The sequence below is a fragment of the Falsiroseomonas sp. CW058 genome, from assembly GCF_050563535.1.
Taxonomy (GTDB): domain Bacteria; phylum Pseudomonadota; class Alphaproteobacteria; order Acetobacterales; family Acetobacteraceae; genus Falsiroseomonas.
Genome location: NZ_JBNXUO010000008.1, coordinates 130,608 through 151,824, shown reverse-complemented (window position 1 = coordinate 151,824; position 21,217 = coordinate 130,608). Strand labels below are relative to the sequence as shown.

Genomic DNA, 21,217 nt, shown 5'->3' with positions numbered 1-21,217 from the left:
GACCATGGCGGAACGCCGCATCGGCCTCATCATGAACGGCGTCACCGGCCGGATGGGGATGAACCAGCACCTGATCCGGTCCATCGCGGCGATCCGCAAGGATGGCGGGGTGCCCCTGGCGAACGGGGACCGCGTGATGCCCGACCCGGTCCTGGTCGGCCGCAACCGCGAGAAGCTGGAGGCGCTGGCCCGCGCGCACGGCATCGCGCGCGTCTCGACCGACCTCGATGCCTGCCTGGCCGACCCGAAGGACGAGCTTTTCTTCGACGCGGCGACGACGCAGCTGCGCGCGGGGCTGCTGACGAAGGCGATCGAGGCCGGGAAGCACGTCTACTGCGAGAAGCCGACCGCCGACAGCCTGGAGGACGCGATGGCGGTCGCGCGGCTGGCGAAGCGGAAGGGCATCAAGGCGGGCGTGGTGCAGGACAAGCTGTTCCTGCCGGGCCTGCGCAAGCTGAAGATGGTGATCGACAGCGGCTTCCTCGGCCGCATCTGCTCGGTGAAGGGGGAATTCGGCTACTGGGTGTTCGAGGGCGACCTGCAGCCGACGCAGCGCCCGTCCTGGAACTACAAGAAGGCCGAAGGCGGGGGCATCATCCTCGACATGCTCTGCCACTGGCGCTACGTGCTGGACAACCTGTTCGGCGAGGTGGAGGCGGTGTCCTGCCTCGGCGCCACGCACATCCCGGTGCGCCACGACGAACAGGGCAAGGCGTATGACGCCGACACCGACGACGCCGCCTATGCCACCTTCCAGCTTGCCGGCGGCGTGGTGGCGCACATCAATTCCAGCTGGGTCACGCGCGTGCGCCGCGACGACCTCGTCACCTTCCAGGTGGACGGCACGCATGGCTCGGCCGTGGCGGGGCTGCAGAAGTGCTGGACGCAGAGCCGCGTGAACACGCCGAAGCCGGTCTGGAACCCCGACATCCCGCAGCCGATCGATTTCTACCAGGGCTGGCAGGAGGTGCCGGACACGCAGCCCTATCCCAACGGCTTCCGCGTGCAGTGGGAACTGTTCTTCCGCTACCTGGCAGGCGAGGTGCAGAGCTACCCCTGGGACCTGCTGGCAGGCGCCAAGGGCGTGCAGCTGGCGGAAGCCGGGCTGCGGTCCTGGGCCGAGCGCCGCTGGATCGACCTGCCGAAGCTGGAGGTCTGACGCCATGCCCACCATCACGCTGCCGAACGCCGAAGGCAGGCTGGAAGCCTTCGCCACCAGCGCGCCGCGCGACTTCCCGAAGGCGACCCCGCCCTTCCCGCGCGTGGCGCTGGCGGCGGCGCATGTGGTGGCCGACCCGCTGGCCGAACAGGACCCCTGGCTGGATGCGAAGATGGATTGGGACCGCACCATCGCCTTCCGGCGGCACCTGTGGTCCCTCGGCCTCGGCGTGGCGGAGGCGATGGACACGGCGCAGCGCGGCATGGGGCTCGACTGGGCGGCGGCGCAGGAACTGATCCGCCGCTCGCTCGACGCCATGAAGGACGTGCCGGGCGCGGTGATGGCCAGCGGGGCGGGGACCGACCACCTCGCCCCCGGCCCCGACGTCACGGTGGACGACGTCATCCGCGCCTATGAGGAGCAGTGCGAGGCGATCGAGGCGATGGGCGGCCGCATCATCCTGATGGCCTCGCGCGCCCTGGCGAAGGCCGCGCGGTCGCCGGCCGACTACGAACGCGTCTATGCGCGCATCCTGTCCCAGGTGAAGCAGCCGGTCATCATCCACTGGCTGGGCGAGATGTTCGACCCCGCGCTGGAAGGCTACTGGGGCAGCCACGACCATATGGCGGCGATGGAGACGGCGCTGGCGGTGATCCACGCCCATGCCGGCAAGGTGGACGGCGTGAAGATCAGCCTCCTCGACGACAGGAAGGAGATCGCGATGCGCCGCCGCCTGCCGCAGAAGGGGGGCGATGGCCGCGTGCGGATGTACACCGGCGACGACTTCAACTACGCCGAGCTGATCGCGGGGGACGAGCACGGGTATTCGGACGCCCTTCTCGGCATCTTCGATCCGATCGCGCCGGCGGTGGGGGGCGCGCTGGCGTCGCTGCAGCGCAACGACCTGGCCACCTTCCACGACATCCTGGCGCCGACCGTGCCGCTCAGCCGCCACATCTTCAGGGCGCCGACCCGTTTCTACAAGACGGGCGTGGTCTTCATGGCCTGGCTGAACGGCCACCAGGACCACTTCACCATGGTGGGCGGGCAGCAGAGCGCCCGCAGCATCCGCCACTTCAGCGAGCTGTTCCGCCTGGCCGACCGCGCCGGCCTGCTGCGCGACCCGGAAATGGCGGCCGGCCGCATGCGAAGCCTGCTCGCGGTGCACGGCGTGGCGTGATGCGGCTTTCCCTCAACACCGTCACGGTCAAGGAACGCTGGGGCCTCGCCGACTGCATCGAGGGCTGCGCGCGCCACGGCATCCCCGGCATCTCCCCCTGGCGGGACGTGCTGCACGCGATGGGGGTGGAGGCCGCGGCGCGGCGCATCCGCGACGCCGGCCTCACCGTCACCGGATTGTGCCGCGGCGGCATGTTCCCCGCCGCCGACGCCGCCGGCCGCGCGGCCGCGATCGAGGACAACCGGCGCGCCATCGCGGAGGCCCACGCGCTCGGCGCGCGCTGCCTGGTGATGGTCTGCGGTGGTCTGCCGCCCGGTTCGAAGGACCTGCCGGGCGCGCGGGCGATGGTGCGTGACGGCCTGCACGCCATCATGGAGGAGGCGCGCGCGGCCGGCGTGACCATCGCGCTCGAGCCGCTGCACCCGATGACCTGCGCGGACCGCAGCGTGCTGTCCACGCTGGGCCAGGCGCTCGACCTCTGCGACGGGCTGGGTGCGGGGGCGGGCGTCGCGCTCGACGTCTACCATGTCTGGTGGGACCCGGACCTGGCGCGGCAGGTGGCGCGCGCGGGCAGCCGGATCGCGGCCTTCCATGTCTGCGACTGGAAGGTGCCGACCACCGACACCGTCCTCGACCGCGGGATCCCCGGCGAGGGCGTGATCGACATCCCCGCCATCCGCGCCATGGTGGAAGGGGCGGGCTATGCCGGCGGCTTCGCGGAGGTGGAGATCCTCTCGCGGCACTGGTGGCAGCAGGACCCCGAGGCGGTCCTGCCCCTGCTGAAACAGCGGCACGAGACCGCGGTGTGACCACGAACCGGGAGAAGACGACGATGATCCGCACCACGCGCCGCACGCTGCTCGCCGCCGCGCTGGCCGCGCCCGCCGCGGCGCGCGCGCAGGGCTGGGCGCCGGCCCGCCCGCTCCGCTTCGTCGTGCCCTTCCCGCCGGGCGGCGCGACCGACGTGGTGGCGCGCGTGCTGGCCGAACGCATGCAGGAGAAGCTCGGCCAGCCGGTGACGGTGGAGAACCGCACCGGCGCGGGCGGGAACGTGGGCGTGGAGAACGTGGTCCGCAGCGCGCCGGACGGCCATTCGATCCTGATGGGCACGACGGGCACGCTGACCATCAACCCGCATCTCTACACCAACATGGGCTTCAACCCGGCGACCGACCTGGCCGGCATCTCCATGGCTTTCGCGACGGACCATGTGCTGATCGTCCACCCCTCGGTCCCCGCGCAGACGGCGCAGGACTTCCTGGCGCTGCTGCGCGCCCGGCCGGGGCAGCTGTCCTACGGATCGGGCGGCAACGGCAGCTCCACCCACCTGGTGCCGGAACTGTTCAAGCTGGCCGCCCGGGTGGAGATGCAGCACGTTCCCTACCGCGGCAGCGCGCCGGCGCTGAACGACACGGTGGCGGGCAACGTGCAGGTGATGCTGGACCAGCTTCCCTCCGCGCTGTCGATGATCCAGTCCGGCCGCGTGCGCGCGCTGGCGGTGACCGGGCCGCGCCGGTCCGCCGTGCTGCCGGACCTGCCGACGATGGCCGAGATCGGCCTGCCGGACGCACAGGCGACCTCCTGGGGCGCGGTGATGGCGCCCGCCGGCACGCCGGCGCCGGCGGTGGAGCGGCTGGCCGCCGTGATCCGGGAGGCGCTGGCCGAGCCCGGCGTGCAGCAGCGCCTGGCGGCGGCGGGGGCGGATGCGGTGTCCTCGACGCCGGCCGAACTGGCTGCGACGATGCGGGCCGAGACGGAGAAATGGGGCCGCGTGGTGCGCGAGGCCCGCATCACCGTCAACTGAGAAGGACCCGCCCCATGAATCGCCGCACGCTGCTCGCCTCCGCCCTGCTGCTGCCCGCCGCCGCCGCCGCCCAGCCCGCCTGGGCGCCGGCCCGCCCGGTGCGGCTGGTGGTGCCCTTCGCGGCCGGCGGCAGCACCGACGTCGCGGCGCGCATCCTCGCCGAACGCATGGGAGAGACGCTGGGCCAGCCGGTGGTGGTGGAGAACCGCACCGGCTCGGCCGGCTTCATCGGCGCGGAGAACGTGGCCCGCAGCGCGCCCGACGGCCATTCCCTGCTGATGGGCGCGACCGGCCTGCTGGCCATCGCGCCGCATCTCTACGCGACCATGCCCTTCAACGTGGAGCGCGACCTCGCGCCCGTCTCGATGGCCTTCGCCTCGGACCTGGTGATCAGCGTCGCCAACAACGTCCCGGCGCGCACCCTGCCGGAACTGATCGCGCTGGCGAAGGCGCAGCCCGGCGCGCTGAACTACGCCTCCTCCGGCGCCGGCACGACGACACATGTCGCGACCGAGCTGTTCCGCCTCGCCGCCGGGATCGAGCTGACGCATGTGCCCTATCGCGGGTCGAGCCAGGCGATGAACGACCTGATGGCGGGCAACGTGCAGGTCCTGGTGGACCAGATCGCCGGCTCCATCGGCCAGATCCGCGACGGCCGCATCCGCGCGCTGGCGGTCACCGGCACGGCGCGCCACGCCCTGCTGCCGGACGTGCCGACGGTGGCGGAAGCCGGGCTGCCCGGCGCGCAGGCCACGTCCTGGGGCGCGGTGATGGCGCCGGCCGGCACGCCCGCGCCGGCCGTCGCGCGCCTTGCCGCCGCGGTGCGGGAGGCGATGACCCAGCCCGCGGTGCGCAGCCGCATGTCCGCCGCAGGCGCCGACCCCGCCTTCTCCACGCCCGAGGAGCTGGCCGCCTTCATCCGCGCCGAGAACCAGAAATGGGGCCGCGTCGTGCGCGACGGCCGCATCACGGTGAGCTGACGGGCCGTGATGCTGCGTCGCCACGGCCCCGCCATCCTCGCGCATCTCGCGGTGCTGGGGCTGTGGGCCTGGGCGACGACATGGGGCGGCGTGCCGCGCTTCATCCTGCCGGGCCCGCTGGAGACGCTGCGCGCGCTCTCCGCCCCGCAGATCGACTGGCCGCGCCACCTGCTGATGACGGCGGCGCAGGCTTTCGGCGGCTTCATCCTGGCGGTGGTCGTGGGCGTGGCGCTCGCCGTGGTCTTCACCTGGTCGGCCGCGCTGCGGCGCGCGCTGATGCCGCTGCTGGTGACGCTGAACCTGGTCCCGAAGGTCGCGCTGGCGCCGCTGTTCATCGTCTGGCTCGGCTACGGGCTGGTGCCGAACATCGCCATCACCTTCGTCATCTCCTTCTTTCCCATCGTCATCACCACCGCGCGGGGCCTGGCGGAGGTGGAGCCGGAGCTGCTGGACCTGGTGCGCACCGTGCGCGCCACGCGCTGGCAGGTCTTCCGCAAGATCCAGCTCCCCTCCTCCCTGCCCTACCTGTTCAGCGGCATGCGGGTGGCGGCCGTGCTGGCCATCGCCGGGACGGTGGTGGGCGAGTTCATCGGCAGCGAGGCGGGGCTGGGCTTCGTGATGATGGCGGCGCAGGGCACGCTCGACACGCCGGCGATGGTGATGGCGCTGATCCTGATCACCCTGGTGGGCGTCGCGATCTATGCCGCGGTGGTGGCGCTGGAACGCGCGGTGGTGACCGAAGATGCGCGCCTCGGCTGACCCCCTCCTCGCGCCCCGCGGGGCCGATGCGGCGCCGCCCTTCCTCAGCCTTCGCGGCGTCGCCAAGACCTATCGCGCGGGCGGGCGGGAGACGGTGGCGATCGGCGACGTGACCTTCGACGTCGCGGAAGGGGAATTGCTGGCGCTGGTCGGGCCGTCGGGCTGCGGCAAGTCCACGCTGCTCAAGATCCTGGCCGGGCTGCACGGGCACGATGCCGGGCAGCTGCGGATCGGCGATGCCGGCTTCGACCCCGGGCGCGACATCGGCGTCGCCTTCCAGCAGCCGCTGCTGCTGAAATGGCGCCGCGTGCTGGACAACGTGCTGCTGCCGGCCGAGATCCTGGGCCTGCCCATGGCCGCCGCCCGCGACCGCGCGCGCGACCTGCTGGCGCTGGTCGGGCTGGCCGGCACCGAGGGCAAATACCCCTACGAGCTGTCGGGCGGCATGCAGCAGCGCGTCAGCCTGGCGCGCGCGCTGGTCCATGACCCGAAGCTGGTGCTGCTGGACGAGCCCTTCGGCGCGCTCGACGCGCTGACGCGCGAGCGGATGAACCTGGAGCTTCGCCGCATCTGGGCCGCCAGCCGCAAGACGGTCGTGCTGGTGACGCATGGCGTGCAGGAAGCCGTGTTCTGCGCGACGCGGGTCGCGGTGCTCACGGCCGGGCCGGCGCGGATGGCGGATTTCTTCGCCGTGGACCTGCCGGAACCGCGGGAGCTTGCCGTCCGCAACACGCCGGAATTCGGCGCGCTCGCGCGCCGTGTCTACGAAAGGCTGGGCATGACATGACGGGGAAGGAAACGGGACGATGATCCGCAGGATGATGCTCGCCGCCGCCGCGGCGCTCGGCCTCGCCGCGCCCGCCGCGGCGCAGGACCGCGTGACGCTGGTGCTGAACTGGCTGCCGGGTGCGGACCACGCGCCGCTCTACTGGGCGCAGCAGCAGAACATGTACCGCGACGCCGGCATCGCGCTCACCATCGAGAACGGCCGCGGTTCGGGCTTCGCGGCGCAGCGCACCGGGTCGGGCCAGGCGCAGGCGGGCATCGTGGACACGCCGGCGGCGCTGCAGGCGCGCGGGCAGGGCGCGGACCTCGTCGCGGGCATGATGATCTATGCCCAGTCGCCCTACGGCATCTACTGGCGCCGCAGCTCCGGCATCCGCGGCCCGCAGGACTTCCGCGGCCGCCGCTTCGGCGCGCCACCGGCCGACGCAGCCCGCGTGATGTGGCCGATGATCGCCCGCGCCGTCGGCATCCAGCCCAACGAGGTCACCTGGGTGAACATCGCGCCGGAAGCCAAGGTCGCGTCCCTGCAATCCGGCGCGATCGAGGCGACGACGCATTTCTACAACGTCCACTACATCTACGAACGCACCTTCGGCGAGGACCTGGGCTTCGTCCTGACGCGCGACATCGGCTTCAACCCCTACGGCAACGCCTTCTTCCTCAACGGCCCCTGGATGCGCGCCAACCCGGATGCGGCGCGGCGCTTCATCCGCACCACCCAGCGCGCCTACCAGGCCTGCCTGACGAACCCCGCGCCCTGCGTCGCCGCCGTGGCCGGCCCGGCGGCGACGAGCGTGGAGGACCTCGCCGTGTCCTGGCGGCTGGTGGCGGAACTGATGCAGGACGACCCGGCGGGCGGACGCGCGCTGGGCGGCATGGACGCGGCGCGGATGCAGCAGACCATCGATGGCGTGCGCACCGCCTTCAACGCGCCGGAGATGCAGCCCGCGCAGGTCTTCACCAACGACCTGCTCGACCCCGCCATCCCTTCGCACCGGGCCGCCGCACGATGAGCACGCCACGCATCCAGACCACCACCGTCGGCAGCTACCCGACGCCCGACTGGCTCGTCGCCCTGCCGTCCGAGACGGCGCTGGCGGATGCCACGCGCGTCGTCATCGCCACCCAGGAAGCCGCCGGCATCGACCTGGTCTGCGACGGAGAGCTGTACCGCTTCGACGTCAACCATCCCGAGACCAACGGGATGATCGAGTATTTCACCCGCCCCATGTCCGGCATCCGCAACGACGCCACCTTCGAGGAGGTGCTGGCCTATCGCGCGCAGCGCGGCATGGCCTTCCGCATGCGCCCGCCCGGCGTGGTGGACGGGCCGATCGGGCACGGCACGCTGGACCTGCCGGCGGCCTGCACCCGCGCCGCCCGCCTCGCGCGGAAGCCGCTGAAGTTCACCGTCACCGGGCCGCACATGCTGGCCAAGACGCTGATCGACCGCCACTACGGCGGCAGCGTGGAGAAGGTGGCCTTCGCCATCGCCGACGTGCTGGCCGAACAGGTGGCACATTGCGACGCCGCGGTGGTGCAGGTGGACGAGGCGAACCTGCCCGGCAGCCCCGACGAGGCGCCCTGGGCGGCGGAGGCCATCAACCGCGTGCTGCGCGCGGTGAAGGGCAAGGCCGCCGTGCATCTCTGCTTCGGCAACTATGGCGGGCAGAGCATCCAGCGCGGCGGCTGGGACCGGCTGATGGGCTACCTCAACGCACTGCAGGCCGACCACATCGTGATGGAGAACGCCCACCGCCCGGCCGAGGAGCTGGCCGTCTTCAGGGAGCTTCGGCCCGGGATCGGCATGGGCCTCGGCGTGGTGGACATCAAGCGCACGGACGTCGAGAGCGCCGACGACATCGCGCGCGCGATCGAGCGGGCGGAACGCGTGATCGGCCCCGGCCGCGTGCGCTACATCCACCCGGATTGCGGCTTCTGGATGCTGAAGCGCAGCATCGCGGACGCCAAGATCCGCGCCCTGGTGGCCGGGCGCGACCTGTACGAGGGCCGCGCGGCGAAGCAGGCGGCGTGACGCGGCGCGGCGCCTGGCTCCTCGTCATCCTCGGCATCGTCGCGGCCACCGCGGCGGTGCTGCTGGCGATGGGCCGGGTGCCGATCTGCACCTGCGGCTACGTCAGGCCCTGGCACTGGCAGGTGGCGAGCGCGGAGAACTCGCAGCACCTGATCGACTGGTACACGCCGTCCCACGTCACCCACGGCTTCCTGTTCTACGCGGTGCTGCACCTCCTCGCCGGGCGGCTCGGCCTCTGGCCGCGCGCCGCGATCGCGACGCTGGCGGAGGCGGCGTGGGAGATCGCCGAGAACACGGATGCGGTGATCCGGCGCTACCGGGAAGCCACCATCGCGCTCGACTATTTCGGCGACAGCGTCGTCAATTCCGTCTCCGACATCGGCTGGATGCTGGCGGGCTTCGCCCTCGCCGCGCGGCTGCCGGCCTGGGCGACGGTGGCGCTGGCCCTGGCCTTCGAGATCGGCGTGGGCTGGGCGATCCGCGACAACCTGGCGTTGAACGTGCTGATGCTGCTCTGGCCGCTCGAGGCGGTGCGCGCCTGGCAGGCGGGCGGGTAGCGCCCCTCAGTGCACGCGGCTGGTCGGCTGGTGCGGGCTGTCCAGGCTGAAGGCGGGGATCGTCACGTCGAAGGGCTCGCCGGTGGCGGCGACCACCATGTGGTAGAGCCCGCGCATGAAGCCCGACGGCGTCTGCAGCGGCGTGCCGGAGGTGTATTCGAAGCTCTGCCCCGGCTCGATCACCGGCTGCTCGCCCACCACGCCCTCGCCATGGACCTGCTGGGTGCGGCCCAGCCCGTCGGTGATCATCCAGGTGCGCTTCAGCAGCTGCACCGCCTGCCGGCCGCCATTGCGGATGGAGACGCGGTAGGCCCAGACGAAGTGGCTGCGCTCCGGCTCGGACTGGTCGGCCAGGTAGAAGGCGCGCACGGAGACGCGGATGTCGCGGGTGGTGGCGCTGTAGTCGTCGGGCATGGGCGCATCCTCATCCGCCGGCAGTCTCGGCCGCGCCGGTGGCGGCATCAAGGCCGCTCAGGCGCGGCGCAGCGCAACCGCCAGGCCGGCGCCTACCAGCACCGCCCCGCCCAGCCGGTTGAGCGCGCGCCGCACCGCCGGCCGCCGCACCGCCCCCGACAGGCGCCCGGCCAGCATCGCGTAGCCGAAGGCGTTCAACGCGGCGAGGGTGCAGAAGGTGGCGACCAGGATTGCCGCCTGCCCGGCGAAGCCGCGGCCGGGGTCGATGAACTGCGGCACGAAGGCCACGAAGAAGACGATGCCCTTCGGGTTGAGCGCGGTGACGACGAAGGCCTGCCGCATCGCCCGCGCCGGCGGCAGGGGCGGCGCCGCCTCCACCGTCACGGGTGCGCGCCACATGCGCAGGCCAAGCCAGACGAGATAGGCCGCCCCCACCCATTGCAGCGCGCCGAACAGCGCCGAGGAGGCCGCGAGCACCGCGCCGAGCCCGGCGAGCGACAGCGTCATCGCCGCCATGTCGCCGGCCGCGACGCCCGCCGCCAGCGGCAGCGCGTTGCGCGCGCCGCCGCCCAGGCTCTGGCCGATCACCAGCATGATGGTCGGCCCTGGGATCATCACCAGCGCGGCCGCCGCCGCGCAGAAGGTGAGCCAGGCGGCGGGGTCCACCGCCGGCTCAGCCCTTGCGGCGCGGCGCTTCGGGCAGCGGCGCGGTCAGTTCGAACAGCGTCGCGTCGGGCGCCGCGGGGGGCTTCGGTTCCGCCTTCGGCTCGGCCCTGGCCTTGCCGCGCTTCGGCTTGGCGGCCGGCTCCGGCTCGGCCGCCGGGGCGGGCGGCACCGGCTCCACCGGCAGGACCACGCGCCGGGTCGGCGGGGCTGCGGGGGCGATGGCGTCCAGCGCCTCCGACAGGTCGGCGATCAGGTCCGCCACATCCTCGAGCCCGACCGAGAGCCGCACCGTGCCGTCGGTGATGCCGAGCCGCGCGCGCTCCTCCGCGCCGACGCGCATGTGGGTGGTGGTGGCGGGGTGCGTCACCAGCGACTTGGCGTCGCCGAGGTTGTTGGACACGTCGATCAGCCGCAGCGCGTCCAGGAAGCGGAACGCCTCCTCCTTGCCGCCCTTCACGTCGAAGGTCACCAGGCTGCCGCCGGCCGCCATCTGCGCCTTGGCGAGCGCATGCTGCGGGTGGTCGACGCGGAAGGGATAGAGCACGCGCGCGATCTCGCTGCGTTCGGCGAGGAAGTCCGCCACCGCATGGGCGCTGCGGCACATGGCGGGCAGGCGCAGGTGCAGCGTCTCCAGCCCCTTCAGGATGACCCAGGCGTTGAAGGGGCTCATCGCCGGGCCGGTGTTGCGCACGAAGGGCTGCAGCACCTCGTCCACCCACTTCTTCCGCCCCAGCACCGCGCCCCCCAGCACGCGGCCCTGGCCGTCCATGTGCTTGGTGCAGGAATAGACCACGACATCGGCGCCGAACTGCATGGGCTTCTGCAGCAGCGGCGTCGCGAAGACGTTGTCCACCACCACGATCGCGCCCGCGGCATGCGCCATGTCGCAGACCGCGCCGAGATCCACCATCTCCAGCATCGGGTTCGACGGCGTCTCCAGCAGCACCAGGTTCGCCGGCCGCGACAGCGCCGCCTTCCACTGGCCGAGGTCGCCGCCATCCACGAACTCCGCCGAGATGCCGTAGCGCGGCAGCAGGGTGGAGACGATCCAGTGGCAGGACCCGAACAGCGCGCGGCTGGCCACCACGCGGTCCCCGGCCTTGAGGTGGGACAGCATGGAGGCATGGACGGCCGCCATCCCGGTCGCCATCAGGCGGCAGGCCTCGGCGCCTTCCAACGCGGCAAGCCGGTCCTCGAGCATGGTGAGCGTCGGGTTGCCGAAGCGCGAATACTGGTAGTGCTTCGCGGTGCCGAGGAAGGTCGCCTCCGCCTGTCCGGCGCTGTCATAGACGAAGCCGGAGGTGAGGAAGAGCGCCTCGGCTGTCTCGTCCTGGTCGGTGCGCATCTGCCCGCCGCGGACCAGCAGCGTGGCGGGACGGAGCGGGCGGGGCGGCAGGGACTTGGCCATGGGGATACCTTCGACGCGCAGTGAACGTGGCGTCCGGCCCCGACCGGGGGAGGGCGGGCGCAGCCGCGCCCGTCCCACGGCCGTTTAGCGCGCTTGTTTTTCACCCGCCGCATCCCGTGGGGATGCCGATGGGGACCCGGAGGACCTCGCCGCAAGCTGGCCGGACAAATCGCGAGGGGCGTCGCCGCCGCCCCCTGCTTACGGCCGCGCCCCCGCGAAGGTCAAGGCGGCCGCGCGCTTGCCCCGGGCCGCCGCGCCGGATATGAAGGGGCACCTCCGGCTGCGGGCGTAGTTCAGAGGTAGAACGTCAGCTTCCCAAGCTGAATGTCGTGGGTTCGATTCCCATCGCCCGCTCCATCTTTCCCCCTTTGCCTCCCCGCTGCCCGTCCGGCCCTGGTCCGGCGGCGATGATCCGCGCGCGCCGGGCCGCACGGCACCCCGTTCGGGGAGGCGGGATCGGCGAACGGGCCGCTCGGGGAAGGGGCCGGGGCGTGATCCGTGCCTCCATCGGCGCGGATCACGTTCCAGGCTGCGGGGCCGGCCGGGGTGTCAGCGGCCGGTCAGGATGCGCTCGACCAGCTGCTTCGCGGTGGGGACGAAGCCGTTGGAGTAGAACGGGTCGTCGCCGAAGCGGTAGGCGTTGTGGCCGGCGAACATCAGGTTGCGCTCCAGCGCCCCGTCATGGGCGATGTCCTGCAGGGTCTTCTGGATGCAGAAGCTGCGCGGGTCGGCCTTCTTGCCGGTGCTGTAGTCCGGCTCGTGCTGCGACCAGTTCGAGAAGCGGCACGCGCTCAGGCAGCCCATGCAGTCGATCTGGTCCTTCACGATCTCCCGGCTCTTCTCCGGGGTCACGAAGATCAGCGTGTTGTCGGGCGTGCGCATCGCCTCGACGAAGCCCGCCGCCTCCCACTCGCCGACGCGGGCCAGGTCGTGCGGCGTGAGGTAGACCTTCCGCCGGCGCGGGCCGACGCCGTATTCCGCGACGTGGTCGCCCACCGGTTCGGTCGTGTAGGCCACCTGCCGCTCGTTCCGCTGCTCCAGCTCGTGCAGGAACTCGTTCCGCACGGCGGAGCTGTAGAAGCCGGTGGGGGAGAAGGGCTGCAGCAGCACGTCGCCGGGCTTCAGCGTCAGCAGGCGCTGCTTCCAGGCCTCGCTGATCGGGCTTTCCTGCGTCAGCAGCGGGCGGGTGCCGAACTGGAAGGCGATCGGGCCGAGGTCGGGGTTGTCGATCCAGTCCTCCCACTCCTCCAGCCACCAGACGCCGCCGGCCATGATGATCGGCACGTCGTCCAGGCCGAATTCGCGCATCTGCTGGCGCAGCTTCAGCACGCGGGGGAAGGGGTCCTCCGGGCGCTTCGGGTCCTCGGAGTTGGACAGGCCGTTGTGGCCGCCGGCCAGCCAGGGGTCCTCGTAGACCACGCCGCCCAGCCATTCCCGCGTCTTGCCGTAGGCGCGCCTCCACAGCGCGTTGAAGGCGCGGGCGGAGGAGATGATGGGGTAGTAGTGCACGCCGAAGTCGCGCGCGATGTCGGCCAGGCGGTAGGGCATGCCCGCGCCGCAGGTGACGCCGTGGACCAGCCCCTTGGCGCCTTCCAGCACCCCGCGGGCCACGCGTTCCGCGCCGCCCATCTCCCACAGGATGTTCATGTGGATGCGCCCGGTCCCGCCGGAGCGCTCATACGCCTCGCGCGCCTGGGCGATGCCGCCGGAGATGCCGTAGGCCACCAGCTCCTCGTGGCGCTCCCGCCGGGTGCGGCCGTGATAGACCTGCCGGACGACGTTGCCGTCGGCATCGTAGCTGTCCGCGTTGACGGCGGAGAAGGTGCCGACGCCGCCGCCCGTCGCCCAGCCGCCGCAGGTGGCGCCGTTGGAGACGGCCACGCCCTTGCCGCCCTCGACCAGGGGCAGCACCTCGACTCCGCCCATGCGGATCGGGTTGATCGCCTTCACGGACTTCCTTGCTCCGGTGACTGTGCAGCGCCCGGCGGGGGGAAGGTGCCCCCCGCCGGGGTGACGACAATATGGCGCGCCCCGTCCCCCTTTGGGAGGGTCGGGGTCACGCGCTGTTTCGGAAGATTACTCGGCTGCGTCCTGGTCGCCGCCGCGGCCGCCTTCGCGGCGGGGGCCACGGTCGCCCCGGTCGCGGCGCGGGCCGCGGTCGCCGCGGCCTTCGCCACGCCCCTCGCCATCCTCGCGCGGGCGGCGGGCGCCGACCTGCTCGGTGATGTCGGCGCCGGTGGCCTGGTCCACCACGCGCATGGAGAGCTTCACCTTGCCGCGGTCATCGAAGCCGATGACCTTGACCTTCACCTGGTCGCCTTCCTTGACGATGTCGGTGGTCTTCTGCACCCGCTCGTTCGACAGTTCGGAGATGTGGACCAGCCCGTCCTTCGCGCCGAGGAAGTTCACGAAGGCGCCGAACTCGGCGGTCTTCACCACCTTGCCGTTGTAGATCCGGTTGACCTCGGGCTCGGCCACGATGCCCTGGATCCAGTCGATCGCCTTCTGCGCGGCCTCCACCGTCGTCGCCGCCACCTTGATGGTGCCGTCGTCGTCGATGTCGATCTTGGTGCCGGTCTGCTCCGTGATCTCGCGGATCACCTTGCCGCCCGAGCCGATGACGTCGCGGATCTTGTCCTTGTTGATGTTGATGACGGTGATCCGCGGCGCGGTCGCGGCCACGTCGCCGCGGGCGCCGCTGATGCCCTTCGCCATCTCGCCCAGGATGTGCAGGCGGCCGTCCTTCGCCTGGCCCAGCGCGATCTTCATGATGTCGAAGGTGATGGACGTGATCTTGATGTCCATCTGCAGCGCGGTGATGCCGGCCTCGGTCCCCGCCACCTTGAAGTCCATGTCGCCGAGGTGGTCCTCGTCGCCCAGGATGTCGGACAGCACGGCGAAGCCGCGGTCCTCCTTGATGAGGCCCATGGCGATGCCGGCGCAGGGGCGCTTCAGCGGCGCGCCCGCGTCCATCAGCGCCAGGCTGGTGCCGCAGACGGTCGCCATGGAGGAGGAGCCGTTGCTCTCCGTGATCTCGCTGACGACGCGCAGCGTGTAGGGGAACTTGTCCTTCTCCGGCAGCAGCGGGTGGATGGCGCGCCAGGCCAGCTTGCCGTGGCCCACCTCGCGCCGGCCCGGGCTGCCCATGCGGCCGGTCTCGTTCACGCTGTAGGGGGGGAAGTTGTAGTGCAGCATGAAGTGCTCGCGGTACTCGCCCGCCAGCGCGTCGATGATCTGCTCGTCCTGCCCGGTGCCGAGGGTGGCCACGCAGAAGGCCTGCGTCTCGCCGCGGGTGAACAGGGCGGAGCCGTGGGCGCGCGGCAGCACGCCGACCTCGGCCATGATCGGGCGGACCGTCTTCGTGTCGCGCCCATCGATGCGCATGCCGGTGTCGAGGATGGAGGTGCGGACCACATCCGCCTCCAGCTCCTTCAGCAGGCCCTTGGCGGCGCCGGTGTCGGCACCCTCGGCCTCGAGCGCGGCGAGAACGGCCTTCTTGGCCTCTCCCACCTTGCCCTGGCGGACCAGCTTCTGGGTCTCCTTGTAGGCCTCGGCCATCTGCGCGCGGCCGAGCTCGGCGATGCGGGCCTTCAGCGCCTTCGCCGCGTCGCTCTCCTCGGGCAGCGGCCAGGGGTCCTTGGCGGCCACCTCGGCCAGCTCGATGATGCCCTGGATCACCGGCTGGAAGGAGGTGTGGCCGAATTCCACGGCGCCGAGCATGATCTCCTCGGACAGCTCCTGCGCCTCGGATTCCACCATCAGCACGCCTTCGGCGGTGCCGGCGACCACGAGGTCGAGCGCGCTCTGCTTCAGCTGCGCCGCGGTCGGGTTCAGCACGTAGCCGCCATCCACCCAGCCCACGCGGGCGGCGGCGATCGGGCCGAAGAAGGGAATGCCGGACAGCGTCAGCGCCGCCGAGCAGCCGACCATCGCGACGATGTCCGGGCTGTTCTCGAGGTCATGGCTCAGCACGGTCGCGATGACCTGCACCTCGTTGCGGAACCCGTCCGGGAACAGCGGGCGGATCGGCCGGTCGATCAGGCGGGAGATCAGCGTCTCCGCTTCCGAGGGACGGCCCTCGCGCTTGAAGAAGCCGCCCGGGATCTTGCCGGCCGCGAAGGCCTTCTCCTGGTAGTTCACCGTCAGCGGGAAGAAGTCCTGGCCGGGCTTCACGCTGCGGCTGCCGACCACCGTGCAGAGCACGATGGTGTCGCCGAGGCGGGCCATCACGGCGCCATCGGCCTGGCGGGCGATCTTGCCCGTCTCCAGCGTCAGGAGCTGGCCGCCCCAGGAGATGTCCTTGCGGAAATACTTGTCGAACATGCGTCGTCCTTCTCGGCCGCGGGGACCATCCCCGGACCAAAGCTTGTCGCCGCCCGGGCGGGGTCTCCGCGCGGGTGGCCATGGATCGCGACGACACGGGAATTCCGGGGGTGGCGCCGCCCCACCCCTTCCGGACGGGGGATGCTCGGCGTCTCGGGCGGCATGGGAAGGCAGTGTCCAGGTGCTGGACAGCCGCCCCTATGGGGACAACCCATGTGGCCGGAGGCGCCGCCATCGCCCGGCACGGGCTCGGCGCGGTCCTCAGGAAGACCCGCTGCCATCGCAGCGTGGGCCGCACCCCTGGCGAGGCCGGCCGCGGGCGCTTGTGGCACGTCCTCCCGCGAAAGGCCAGCGGAAAGGCCGCCCGCCGTCAGCCGCCCCCGCCGGCCGCCCTGGGCCAGGCCGCGCCCTCGGCCTGGCCGATCAGCCAGTCGAGCGCATTGCCCACATCGGCCTCCATGCTGCGCCGGGCCGAGGCGGCGTCCCCCCGCGCCAGCGCGCGGAGCGTTGCGGCGCGGAGGCTGCCGCGCTCCTGCCCGACATAGCCGGGGAACAGCAGGTTCACATAGGGCCCGCTGCGCAGCCACAGCCCCTCGATCATCTCGACCAGCGCCGGCATGGCGCTGGCGCGGTAGATGGCGAAGTGCAGGCGGTTGATGGCGGCGATCCGCGCCTTCGCGTCGCCCCCCCGGCGCAGCGCCACGATCTCCGCCTCCCGCGCCTCCAGCTCCGCCAGCAGCGCCGGCGTGGCGCGGGCGGCGGCGCGTTCGGTCGCCAGGCCTTCCAGCGCCACGCGGATGTCGCGCAGCTCCCTCAACTCGTCGGCGGTGAGGATGGGGATGCGCATCCAGCGGTTCGGCTCCGCCTCGATCGCGCGTTCCGCGGCCAGCCGCGCCACGGCTTCGCGCACCGGGGTCATGGACATCCCGAACCCCTCGGCCAGCCCGCGGATGGTCATGCGCTGGCCCGGCTCGAAGCGGCCGGTCATCAGGGCGTGGCGCAGCTCCCGCGTCGCGTGGTCGCGCAGGGAACGGTGGGGGGCGGGCGCCTCGGGCGCCGTCATCCCCGCCCCTCGCCGCGGCGGACATGGTCCAGGAATTCCCGCATCCGCGCCCCGGCGGGGCGGGCGAAGAACTCGGCGGGCGGGCTGTCCTGCAGGACCTCGCCGCGGTCCATGAACAGGATCCGGTGCGCGACCTCCCGCGCGAAGCCCATCTCGTGCGTGACGACCACCATGGTGATGCCGGTATCGGCCAGCGCCACCATGGCGTCCAGCACCTCCTTCACCATCTCGGGGTCGAGGGCGGAGGTCGGCTCGTCGAACAGCATCACGCGCGGGCGCATCGCCAGCGCGCGGGCGATGGCGACGCGCTGCTGCTGCCCGCCGGACAGCTGGGCCGGGTATTTGCCGGCCTGGTCGGGGATGCGCACGCGTTCCAGCAGGGCCATCGCCTCGGCCTCCGCCTCCCGCCGGTCGCGGCGCTGCACGGTGACGGGGCCGATCGTGCAGTTCTCCAGCGCGGTCAGGTGGGGGAACAGGTTGAAGGACTGGAACACCATCCCCACCCGGCGCCGGATCTCGGGCGCGGTGCCGCGGCGGTGGTCCAGCTCGATCCCGTCCACCACGATCCGCCCGGCATCGTGGGGCACCAAGCCGTTGATGCAGGCGATGGCGGTGGACTTGCCGGACCCGGACGGGCCGCAGACCACCACCCGTTCCCCCCGCGCCACCGACAGGTCGAGCCCCGGCAGCACGGTGTGCGGGCCGTAGCTTTTCCGCACGCCTTCCATGGTGACGATGGCGCTCACCGCACGCCCACCCCCAGCCGCCGCTCCAGCCCGCGGCTGTAGGCCGACATGGCGGCGCAGAAGGCGAGGTAGATGGCCGCGATGAACAGGTAGGGCTCGATGTAGAGCCCCCACCACTGCGCCTGCGCGGTCGAGGCATTGGCCGCGCCCAGCAGGTCCAGCATCGAGATCACCACTACCAGCGAGGTGTCCTTGAAGGCGGCGATGAAGATGTTCACCAGGCTCGGGATCACCAGGCGCAGCGCCTGCGGCAGGATGATGCGCCGCCGCGCCTGCCAGTACGTCATCCCCAGGCTGTCGGCCGCGAGGTACTGGCCGCGCGGGATGGCCTGCAGCCCGCCGCGCACCGCTTCCGCCATGTAGGCCGCGAAGAACAGCGCGAAGGCGAGCTGCGCGCGCAGCAGCGTGTCCATCGTCCAGTCCGGCGGCACCAGGTAGGGGAACAGGATCGCCGCGAGGAACAGCAGCGCGATCAGCGGCACGCCGCGGAAGAACTCGATGTAGAGCGTGGACAGCAGCCGGATTGCCGGCATGTCCGAGACGCGGCCGAGCGCGAGGCCGAGCGCCAGCACGAAGGCGAGCGCGACGCCCACGGAGGCCAGCATCACCGTCAGCGGCAGGCCGCCCCAGAGCCGCGACGGCACGACGGGCAGCCCCGCGACCCCGCCCCACATCAGCGTGCCCGCCAGGGGCACGCCGGCCAGCCAGGCCAGCGCCAGCGCCCGCACCCGCCCCCGCGCGCGCCAGCTGGCCGGCGCCGCCGTGGCCGCGATCAGCCCGACGAACAGCACCAGCGCCAGCGCCGGCCGCCACTGCTGCGCATAGGGGTAGGGGCCGAACAGGATCAGCCGCCAGCGATCGGCCAGGAAGGACCAGCAGGCCCCGCCCGCCCGCGCGCAGGCCTCGGCATTCGGCGCGTCCAGGCTCGCGCGCGTCACCGCCCAGTCCCAGAAGCCCATCCCCGCGCGCGCCAGCAGCCACAGCAGCGCGGCCGAGACGAGGGCATTCGGCACGCTGTCGAACAGCCCGCCCGTCCAGCGGCGCCAGCCGCCGCGCGCGGGCGCGGGCAGGGTGCGGCGGGGCAGGCCGCCATCCGGCATCACCGCGCGCCCCCGCCGCGCGCCATGACGCGGCGGTTGTAGAGCCCCATCAGCGCCGCGGTGCCGAGCGAGAGCGACAGGTAGACCAGCAGCAGGATGGAGATGCATTCCACCGCGCGCCCCGTCTCGCTGATCGTCACCTGGCTGACCCGGACCAGGTCCGGATAGCCGATCACCACGGCGAGCGAGGAATTCTTGGTGAGGGACAGGTACTGGCTCGTCACCGGCGGGATGACGATGCGCAGCGCCTGCGGGAACACCACCAGCCGAAGCGCCTGCCCGCGCCGCAGGCCGAGCGCGGCCGCGGCCTCCGCCTGGCCGCTGGCCACGCCGAGGATGCCGCTGCGGATCGTCTCCGCCATGAAGCCCGCCTGGTAGACCGTGAGCGCGACGACGAGCGCCACGAATTCCGGGCTGAGCGAGACGCCGCCCTGGAAGTTGAAGCCGCGCAGCGCCGGGCGCGTCACCTCGACCGGGTCGGCGAGGAGCGCCAGCACCAGCAAGGGCGGCGCCGCCAATGCCAGCCAGGCGAGACCGCGCCGCCCCTCCGGCAGCAGCCGCGCCAGCGCCAGGGCCAGCCCCGCGCCGATCAGCAGCGCGACCGCCGCCTGCCCGAAGGCCGGCTGGGCGAGGATGGCGGGAAGGTAGAGCCCCCGGTTCGACAGGAAGACGTCCGGAAGCACTTCCCAGGCCTGCCGCGGCCCGGGCAGCTGGCGGATGGTGACCTGGTGCCAGAACAGCAGCTGCAGCAGCAGCGGCGTGTTGCGCACCAGCTCGATCCAGGCCCAGGCGAGGTTGCGCGCCAGCCGGTTCGGCGACAGCCGCATCAGCGCCAGCGCAACAGCCGCCACGGTGGTCAGCGCAATGCCCGCCACCGCCACCAGCACCGTGTTCGCCAACCCCGCCTGGAAGGCGCGCAGGAAGGTGTCGCCCCCACGGTAGCCGACCAGGTTCTCGCCGAACTCGAAGCTGGCGCGGCTGCCGAGGAAGCCGAAGTCGATGCCGAGGTTGCGCCGCGCCAGGTTGCCCGTGACATTGCCCCACAGCCACGCCGCGGCACCGGCGACGAGCGCCAGCGCCAGCGCCTGCCACGCGAAGGCGCGCACCCCCGGCCGCTTCCACAGCGCGCGCAACCCTCCCCCGGTCACGGGGGAGGGAGATGCGTGGCGGAGGGCGCGGCGCGCCTCACCGCCAGGTGGGCGACCATTGCAGGCCGCCATTCTCCGGCAGCGCGTTCAGGCCGCGGGGCAGCCGGATCTCGCTCGCCATGCCGTAGTGCCGTTCGTAGATCTCGGCGTAGTTGCCGACCGCGCGGATTACCGCCTGGGTGAAGTCGTTGGGCAGGCCCATGTTGCGGCCGATGTCGCCCTCGACGCCGAGGAAGCGGCGGATCGCGGGGTCGCGGCTCTCGCGCGCCATGGCGTCCACATTGGCACGGGTGATGCCCATCTCCTCGGCGTTTACCAGCGCGTAGTGGACCCAGCGCGCGACGTTGGAGAAGCGGCGGTCGTCGTCGCGGACGATCGGGCCCATGTGGGACTTCGCGAAGATCTCGTTCAGGATCATGTGCTGGTCCGGCTGGCGCAGCCGCGACCGCCGCATCCCGAGGAACGGCACCTCCGAGGTCACCACGTCGCAGCGCCCCTCCTCGTAGAGCGTGTACATCTGCGTCGTGTTCTCGACCGCCAGCGGGCGGAAGGTCATGTTGCGCGCGCGGAAGTAGTCGGCGATCAGGCTGTCGGTGATGCCGCCCGCGACGATGCAGATGGTGGCGCCGTTCAGGTCGGACAGCCGCTGCGCGCCGGTGCGGCGGTGGACCATGAAGGCGTGACCGGAATAAAGCGTGGGCCCGACGAAATCGAGCCCGAGCTCCGTGTCGCGCTGGATGGTGTAGGTCAGCGCCAGCGCGATCATGTCCACCTCGCCGCTGCGGAGCGCCGGGATGCCCTGCGCCAGCGTCATGGTGCGGAACTCGACGCGGGCGGGATCGCCGAGGATGGCGGCCGCCATCGCGCGGCAGTAGTCCACGTCGAAGCCGACCCGGTTGCCCTGCGCGTCGAGCGCGGACAGGCCGGGGACGTTGTCGTAGACGCCGCAGCGGAAGGTGTTGCGCTGCCTGATGGTGTCGAGCTGCGGCGCCACCTGCGCCGCCGCCTCCGCCGCGCCGAGGCCGAGCGCCGCGGCCGCGGCCAGAATCCAGGATCTCCAGTTTCGCATCGCGTCGCCTCCCTTGCTGG

General features: G+C 72.1%; 19 protein-coding genes, 1 tRNA gene and 1 pseudogene. 11 read left to right on the top strand and 10 right to left on the bottom strand.

From position 1 onward, the window contains the following. Window positions 1–4 precede the first annotated feature (4 nt). From ACK8OX_RS09315 to ACK8OX_RS09270, 10 genes are read left to right on the top strand one after another with little or no spacing between them, the layout of a single operon-like run. Entirely contained in the window at window positions 5–1,159 is a 1,155-nt protein-coding gene (locus tag ACK8OX_RS09315; protein WP_430663741.1) for a Gfo/Idh/MocA family protein, read from the top strand. A 4-nt stretch (window positions 1,160–1,163) separates the two neighbouring features. Next, a complete protein-coding gene (locus ACK8OX_RS09310) occupies window positions 1,164–2,339 on the top strand; it encodes a dihydrodipicolinate synthase family protein (protein ID WP_430663740.1) in 1,176 nt (391 codons plus the stop codon). After that, window positions 2,339–3,148 (top strand): sugar phosphate isomerase/epimerase family protein, encoded by an 810-nt coding sequence (locus ACK8OX_RS09305; protein WP_430663739.1) that lies wholly within the window; start codon window positions 2,339–2,341, stop codon window positions 3,146–3,148. Before ACK8OX_RS09310 ends, ACK8OX_RS09305 begins: the two co-directional genes overlap by 1 nt. Next, entirely contained in the window at window positions 3,145–4,143 is a 999-nt protein-coding gene (locus ACK8OX_RS09300; protein WP_430663738.1) for a Bug family tripartite tricarboxylate transporter substrate binding protein, read from the top strand. Before ACK8OX_RS09305 ends, ACK8OX_RS09300 begins: the two co-directional genes overlap by 4 nt. A 14-nt stretch (window positions 4,144–4,157) precedes the next feature. Then, window positions 4,158–5,123: a Bug family tripartite tricarboxylate transporter substrate binding protein gene (locus tag ACK8OX_RS09295; RefSeq protein WP_430663737.1), complete on the top strand. Its 966-nt coding sequence runs from the start codon at window positions 4,158–4,160 to the stop codon at window positions 5,121–5,123. A 9-nt stretch (window positions 5,124–5,132) separates the two neighbouring features. After that, the gene (locus ACK8OX_RS09290; RefSeq protein WP_430663736.1) at window positions 5,133–5,882 is read left to right on the top strand and encodes an ABC transporter permease; all 750 of its coding nucleotides are present in this window, start codon (window positions 5,133–5,135) and stop codon (window positions 5,880–5,882) included. Further along, window positions 5,866–6,669 carry an ABC transporter ATP-binding protein gene (locus ACK8OX_RS09285; protein ID WP_430663735.1) on the top strand — a complete coding sequence of 268 codons (804 nt, stop codon included), beginning with the start codon at window positions 5,866–5,868 and terminating at the stop codon, window positions 6,667–6,669. The genes ACK8OX_RS09290 and ACK8OX_RS09285 overlap by 17 nt, the downstream gene beginning before the upstream one ends. A 19-nt stretch (window positions 6,670–6,688) precedes the next feature. Next, window positions 6,689–7,681 carry an ABC transporter substrate-binding protein gene (locus ACK8OX_RS09280; protein WP_430663734.1) on the top strand — a complete coding sequence of 331 codons (993 nt, stop codon included), beginning with the start codon at window positions 6,689–6,691 and terminating at the stop codon, window positions 7,679–7,681. Further along, window positions 7,678–8,703: a cobalamin-independent methionine synthase II family protein gene (locus ACK8OX_RS09275; RefSeq protein ID WP_430663733.1), complete on the top strand. Its 1,026-nt coding sequence runs from the start codon at window positions 7,678–7,680 to the stop codon at window positions 8,701–8,703. Before ACK8OX_RS09280 ends, ACK8OX_RS09275 begins: the two co-directional genes overlap by 4 nt. Next, window positions 8,700–9,260 (top strand): DUF2585 family protein, encoded by a 561-nt coding sequence (locus ACK8OX_RS09270; RefSeq protein ID WP_430663732.1) that lies wholly within the window; start codon window positions 8,700–8,702, stop codon window positions 9,258–9,260. The genes ACK8OX_RS09275 and ACK8OX_RS09270 overlap by 4 nt, the downstream gene beginning before the upstream one ends. Before the next feature lie 6 nt (window positions 9,261–9,266). Here the strand turns inward: ACK8OX_RS09270 and apaG are convergent, their stop codons facing one another. The 3 genes and pseudogenes from apaG to metZ all read right to left on the bottom strand — a co-directional run. Then, complete coding sequence (apaG, locus tag ACK8OX_RS09265) at window positions 9,267–9,674, bottom strand: Co2+/Mg2+ efflux protein ApaG (protein WP_430663731.1); 408 nt, start codon at window positions 9,672–9,674, stop codon at window positions 9,267–9,269. A gap of 57 nt (window positions 9,675–9,731) precedes the next feature. Then, window positions 9,732–10,340 carry a LysE family translocator gene (locus ACK8OX_RS09260; protein WP_430663729.1) on the bottom strand — a complete coding sequence of 203 codons (609 nt, stop codon included), beginning with the start codon at window positions 10,338–10,340 and terminating at the stop codon, window positions 9,732–9,734. A gap of 217 nt (window positions 10,341–10,557) precedes the next feature. Next, window positions 10,558–11,748, bottom strand: a pseudogene (gene metZ / locus ACK8OX_RS09255) (O-succinylhomoserine sulfhydrylase); the annotation flags it as partial. A gap of 282 nt (window positions 11,749–12,030) precedes the next feature. On the opposite strand from metZ, the gene ACK8OX_RS09250 reads away from it, so the two are divergent. Beyond that, a tRNA-Gly gene (locus ACK8OX_RS09250) sits at window positions 12,031–12,105 on the top strand. 192 nt (window positions 12,106–12,297) lie between these two features. Here ACK8OX_RS09250 and ACK8OX_RS09245 read toward each other — a convergent pair. The 7 genes from ACK8OX_RS09245 to ACK8OX_RS09215 all read right to left on the bottom strand — a co-directional run bounded on the left by ACK8OX_RS09245 (window position 12,298) and on the right by ACK8OX_RS09215 (window position 21,197). After that, on the bottom strand, window positions 12,298–13,698 hold the full coding sequence (locus ACK8OX_RS09245; protein WP_430663728.1) for an NAD(P)H-dependent flavin oxidoreductase: 1,401 nt from the start codon (window positions 13,696–13,698) through the stop codon (window positions 12,298–12,300). A gap of 126 nt (window positions 13,699–13,824) precedes the next feature. Next, entirely contained in the window at window positions 13,825–16,071 is a 2,247-nt protein-coding gene (pnp, locus tag ACK8OX_RS09240) for a polyribonucleotide nucleotidyltransferase (protein WP_430663727.1), read from the bottom strand. Between the two features lie 370 nt (window positions 16,072–16,441). Then, window positions 16,442–17,134 (bottom strand): GntR family transcriptional regulator, encoded by a 693-nt coding sequence (locus ACK8OX_RS09235; protein ID WP_430663726.1) that lies wholly within the window; start codon window positions 17,132–17,134, stop codon window positions 16,442–16,444. After that, window positions 17,131–17,862, bottom strand: coding sequence for an amino acid ABC transporter ATP-binding protein (locus ACK8OX_RS09230; protein ID WP_430663749.1), 732 nt, complete (start codon window positions 17,860–17,862; stop codon window positions 17,131–17,133). The genes ACK8OX_RS09235 and ACK8OX_RS09230 overlap by 4 nt, the downstream gene beginning before the upstream one ends. Before the next feature lie 14 nt (window positions 17,863–17,876). Beyond that, window positions 17,877–18,980, bottom strand: a complete 1,104-nt coding sequence (locus ACK8OX_RS09225) for an amino acid ABC transporter permease (RefSeq protein ID WP_430663725.1) — start codon at window positions 18,978–18,980, stop codon at window positions 17,877–17,879. Then, on the bottom strand, window positions 18,980–20,086 hold the full coding sequence (locus ACK8OX_RS09220) for an ABC transporter permease subunit (protein ID WP_430663724.1): 1,107 nt from the start codon (window positions 20,084–20,086) through the stop codon (window positions 18,980–18,982). The genes ACK8OX_RS09225 and ACK8OX_RS09220 overlap by 1 nt, the downstream gene beginning before the upstream one ends. 79 nt (window positions 20,087–20,165) lie before the next feature. Further along, complete coding sequence (locus tag ACK8OX_RS09215) at window positions 20,166–21,197, bottom strand: amino acid ABC transporter substrate-binding protein (protein WP_430663723.1); 1,032 nt, start codon at window positions 21,195–21,197, stop codon at window positions 20,166–20,168. Window positions 21,198–21,217 lie beyond the last annotated feature (20 nt).

Excerpts from the sequence above, each read along its gene's own strand:
- ACK8OX_RS09215 (WP_430663723.1), bottom strand. The coding sequence starts at position 21,197 with ATGCGAAACTGGAGATCCTGGATTCTGGCCGCGGCCGCGGCGCTCGGC.
- ACK8OX_RS09275 (WP_430663733.1), top strand. The coding sequence starts at position 7,678 with ATGAGCACGCCACGCATCCAGACCACCACCGTCGGCAGCTACCCGACG.
- ACK8OX_RS09280 (WP_430663734.1), top strand. The coding sequence starts at position 6,689 with ATGATCCGCAGGATGATGCTCGCCGCCGCCGCGGCGCTCGGCCTCGCC.
- ACK8OX_RS09305 (WP_430663739.1), top strand. The coding sequence starts at position 2,339 with ATGCGGCTTTCCCTCAACACCGTCACGGTCAAGGAACGCTGGGGCCTC.
- ACK8OX_RS09285 (WP_430663735.1), top strand. The coding sequence starts at position 5,866 with ATGCGCGCCTCGGCTGACCCCCTCCTCGCGCCCCGCGGGGCCGATGCG.
- apaG (WP_430663731.1), bottom strand. The coding sequence starts at position 9,674 with ATGCCCGACGACTACAGCGCCACCACCCGCGACATCCGCGTCTCCGTG.
- ACK8OX_RS09290 (WP_430663736.1), top strand. The coding sequence starts at position 5,133 with ATGCTGCGTCGCCACGGCCCCGCCATCCTCGCGCATCTCGCGGTGCTG.
- ACK8OX_RS09295 (WP_430663737.1), top strand. The coding sequence starts at position 4,158 with ATGAATCGCCGCACGCTGCTCGCCTCCGCCCTGCTGCTGCCCGCCGCC.
- ACK8OX_RS09310 (WP_430663740.1), top strand. The coding sequence starts at position 1,164 with ATGCCCACCATCACGCTGCCGAACGCCGAAGGCAGGCTGGAAGCCTTC.
- pnp (WP_430663727.1), bottom strand. The coding sequence starts at position 16,071 with ATGTTCGACAAGTATTTCCGCAAGGACATCTCCTGGGGCGGCCAGCTC.
- ACK8OX_RS09230 (WP_430663749.1), bottom strand. The coding sequence starts at position 17,862 with ATGGAAGGCGTGCGGAAAAGCTACGGCCCGCACACCGTGCTGCCGGGG.
- ACK8OX_RS09315 (WP_430663741.1), top strand. The coding sequence starts at position 5 with ATGGCGGAACGCCGCATCGGCCTCATCATGAACGGCGTCACCGGCCGG.
- ACK8OX_RS09235 (WP_430663726.1), bottom strand. The coding sequence starts at position 17,134 with ATGACGGCGCCCGAGGCGCCCGCCCCCCACCGTTCCCTGCGCGACCAC.
- ACK8OX_RS09225 (WP_430663725.1), bottom strand. The coding sequence starts at position 18,980 with ATGCCGGATGGCGGCCTGCCCCGCCGCACCCTGCCCGCGCCCGCGCGC.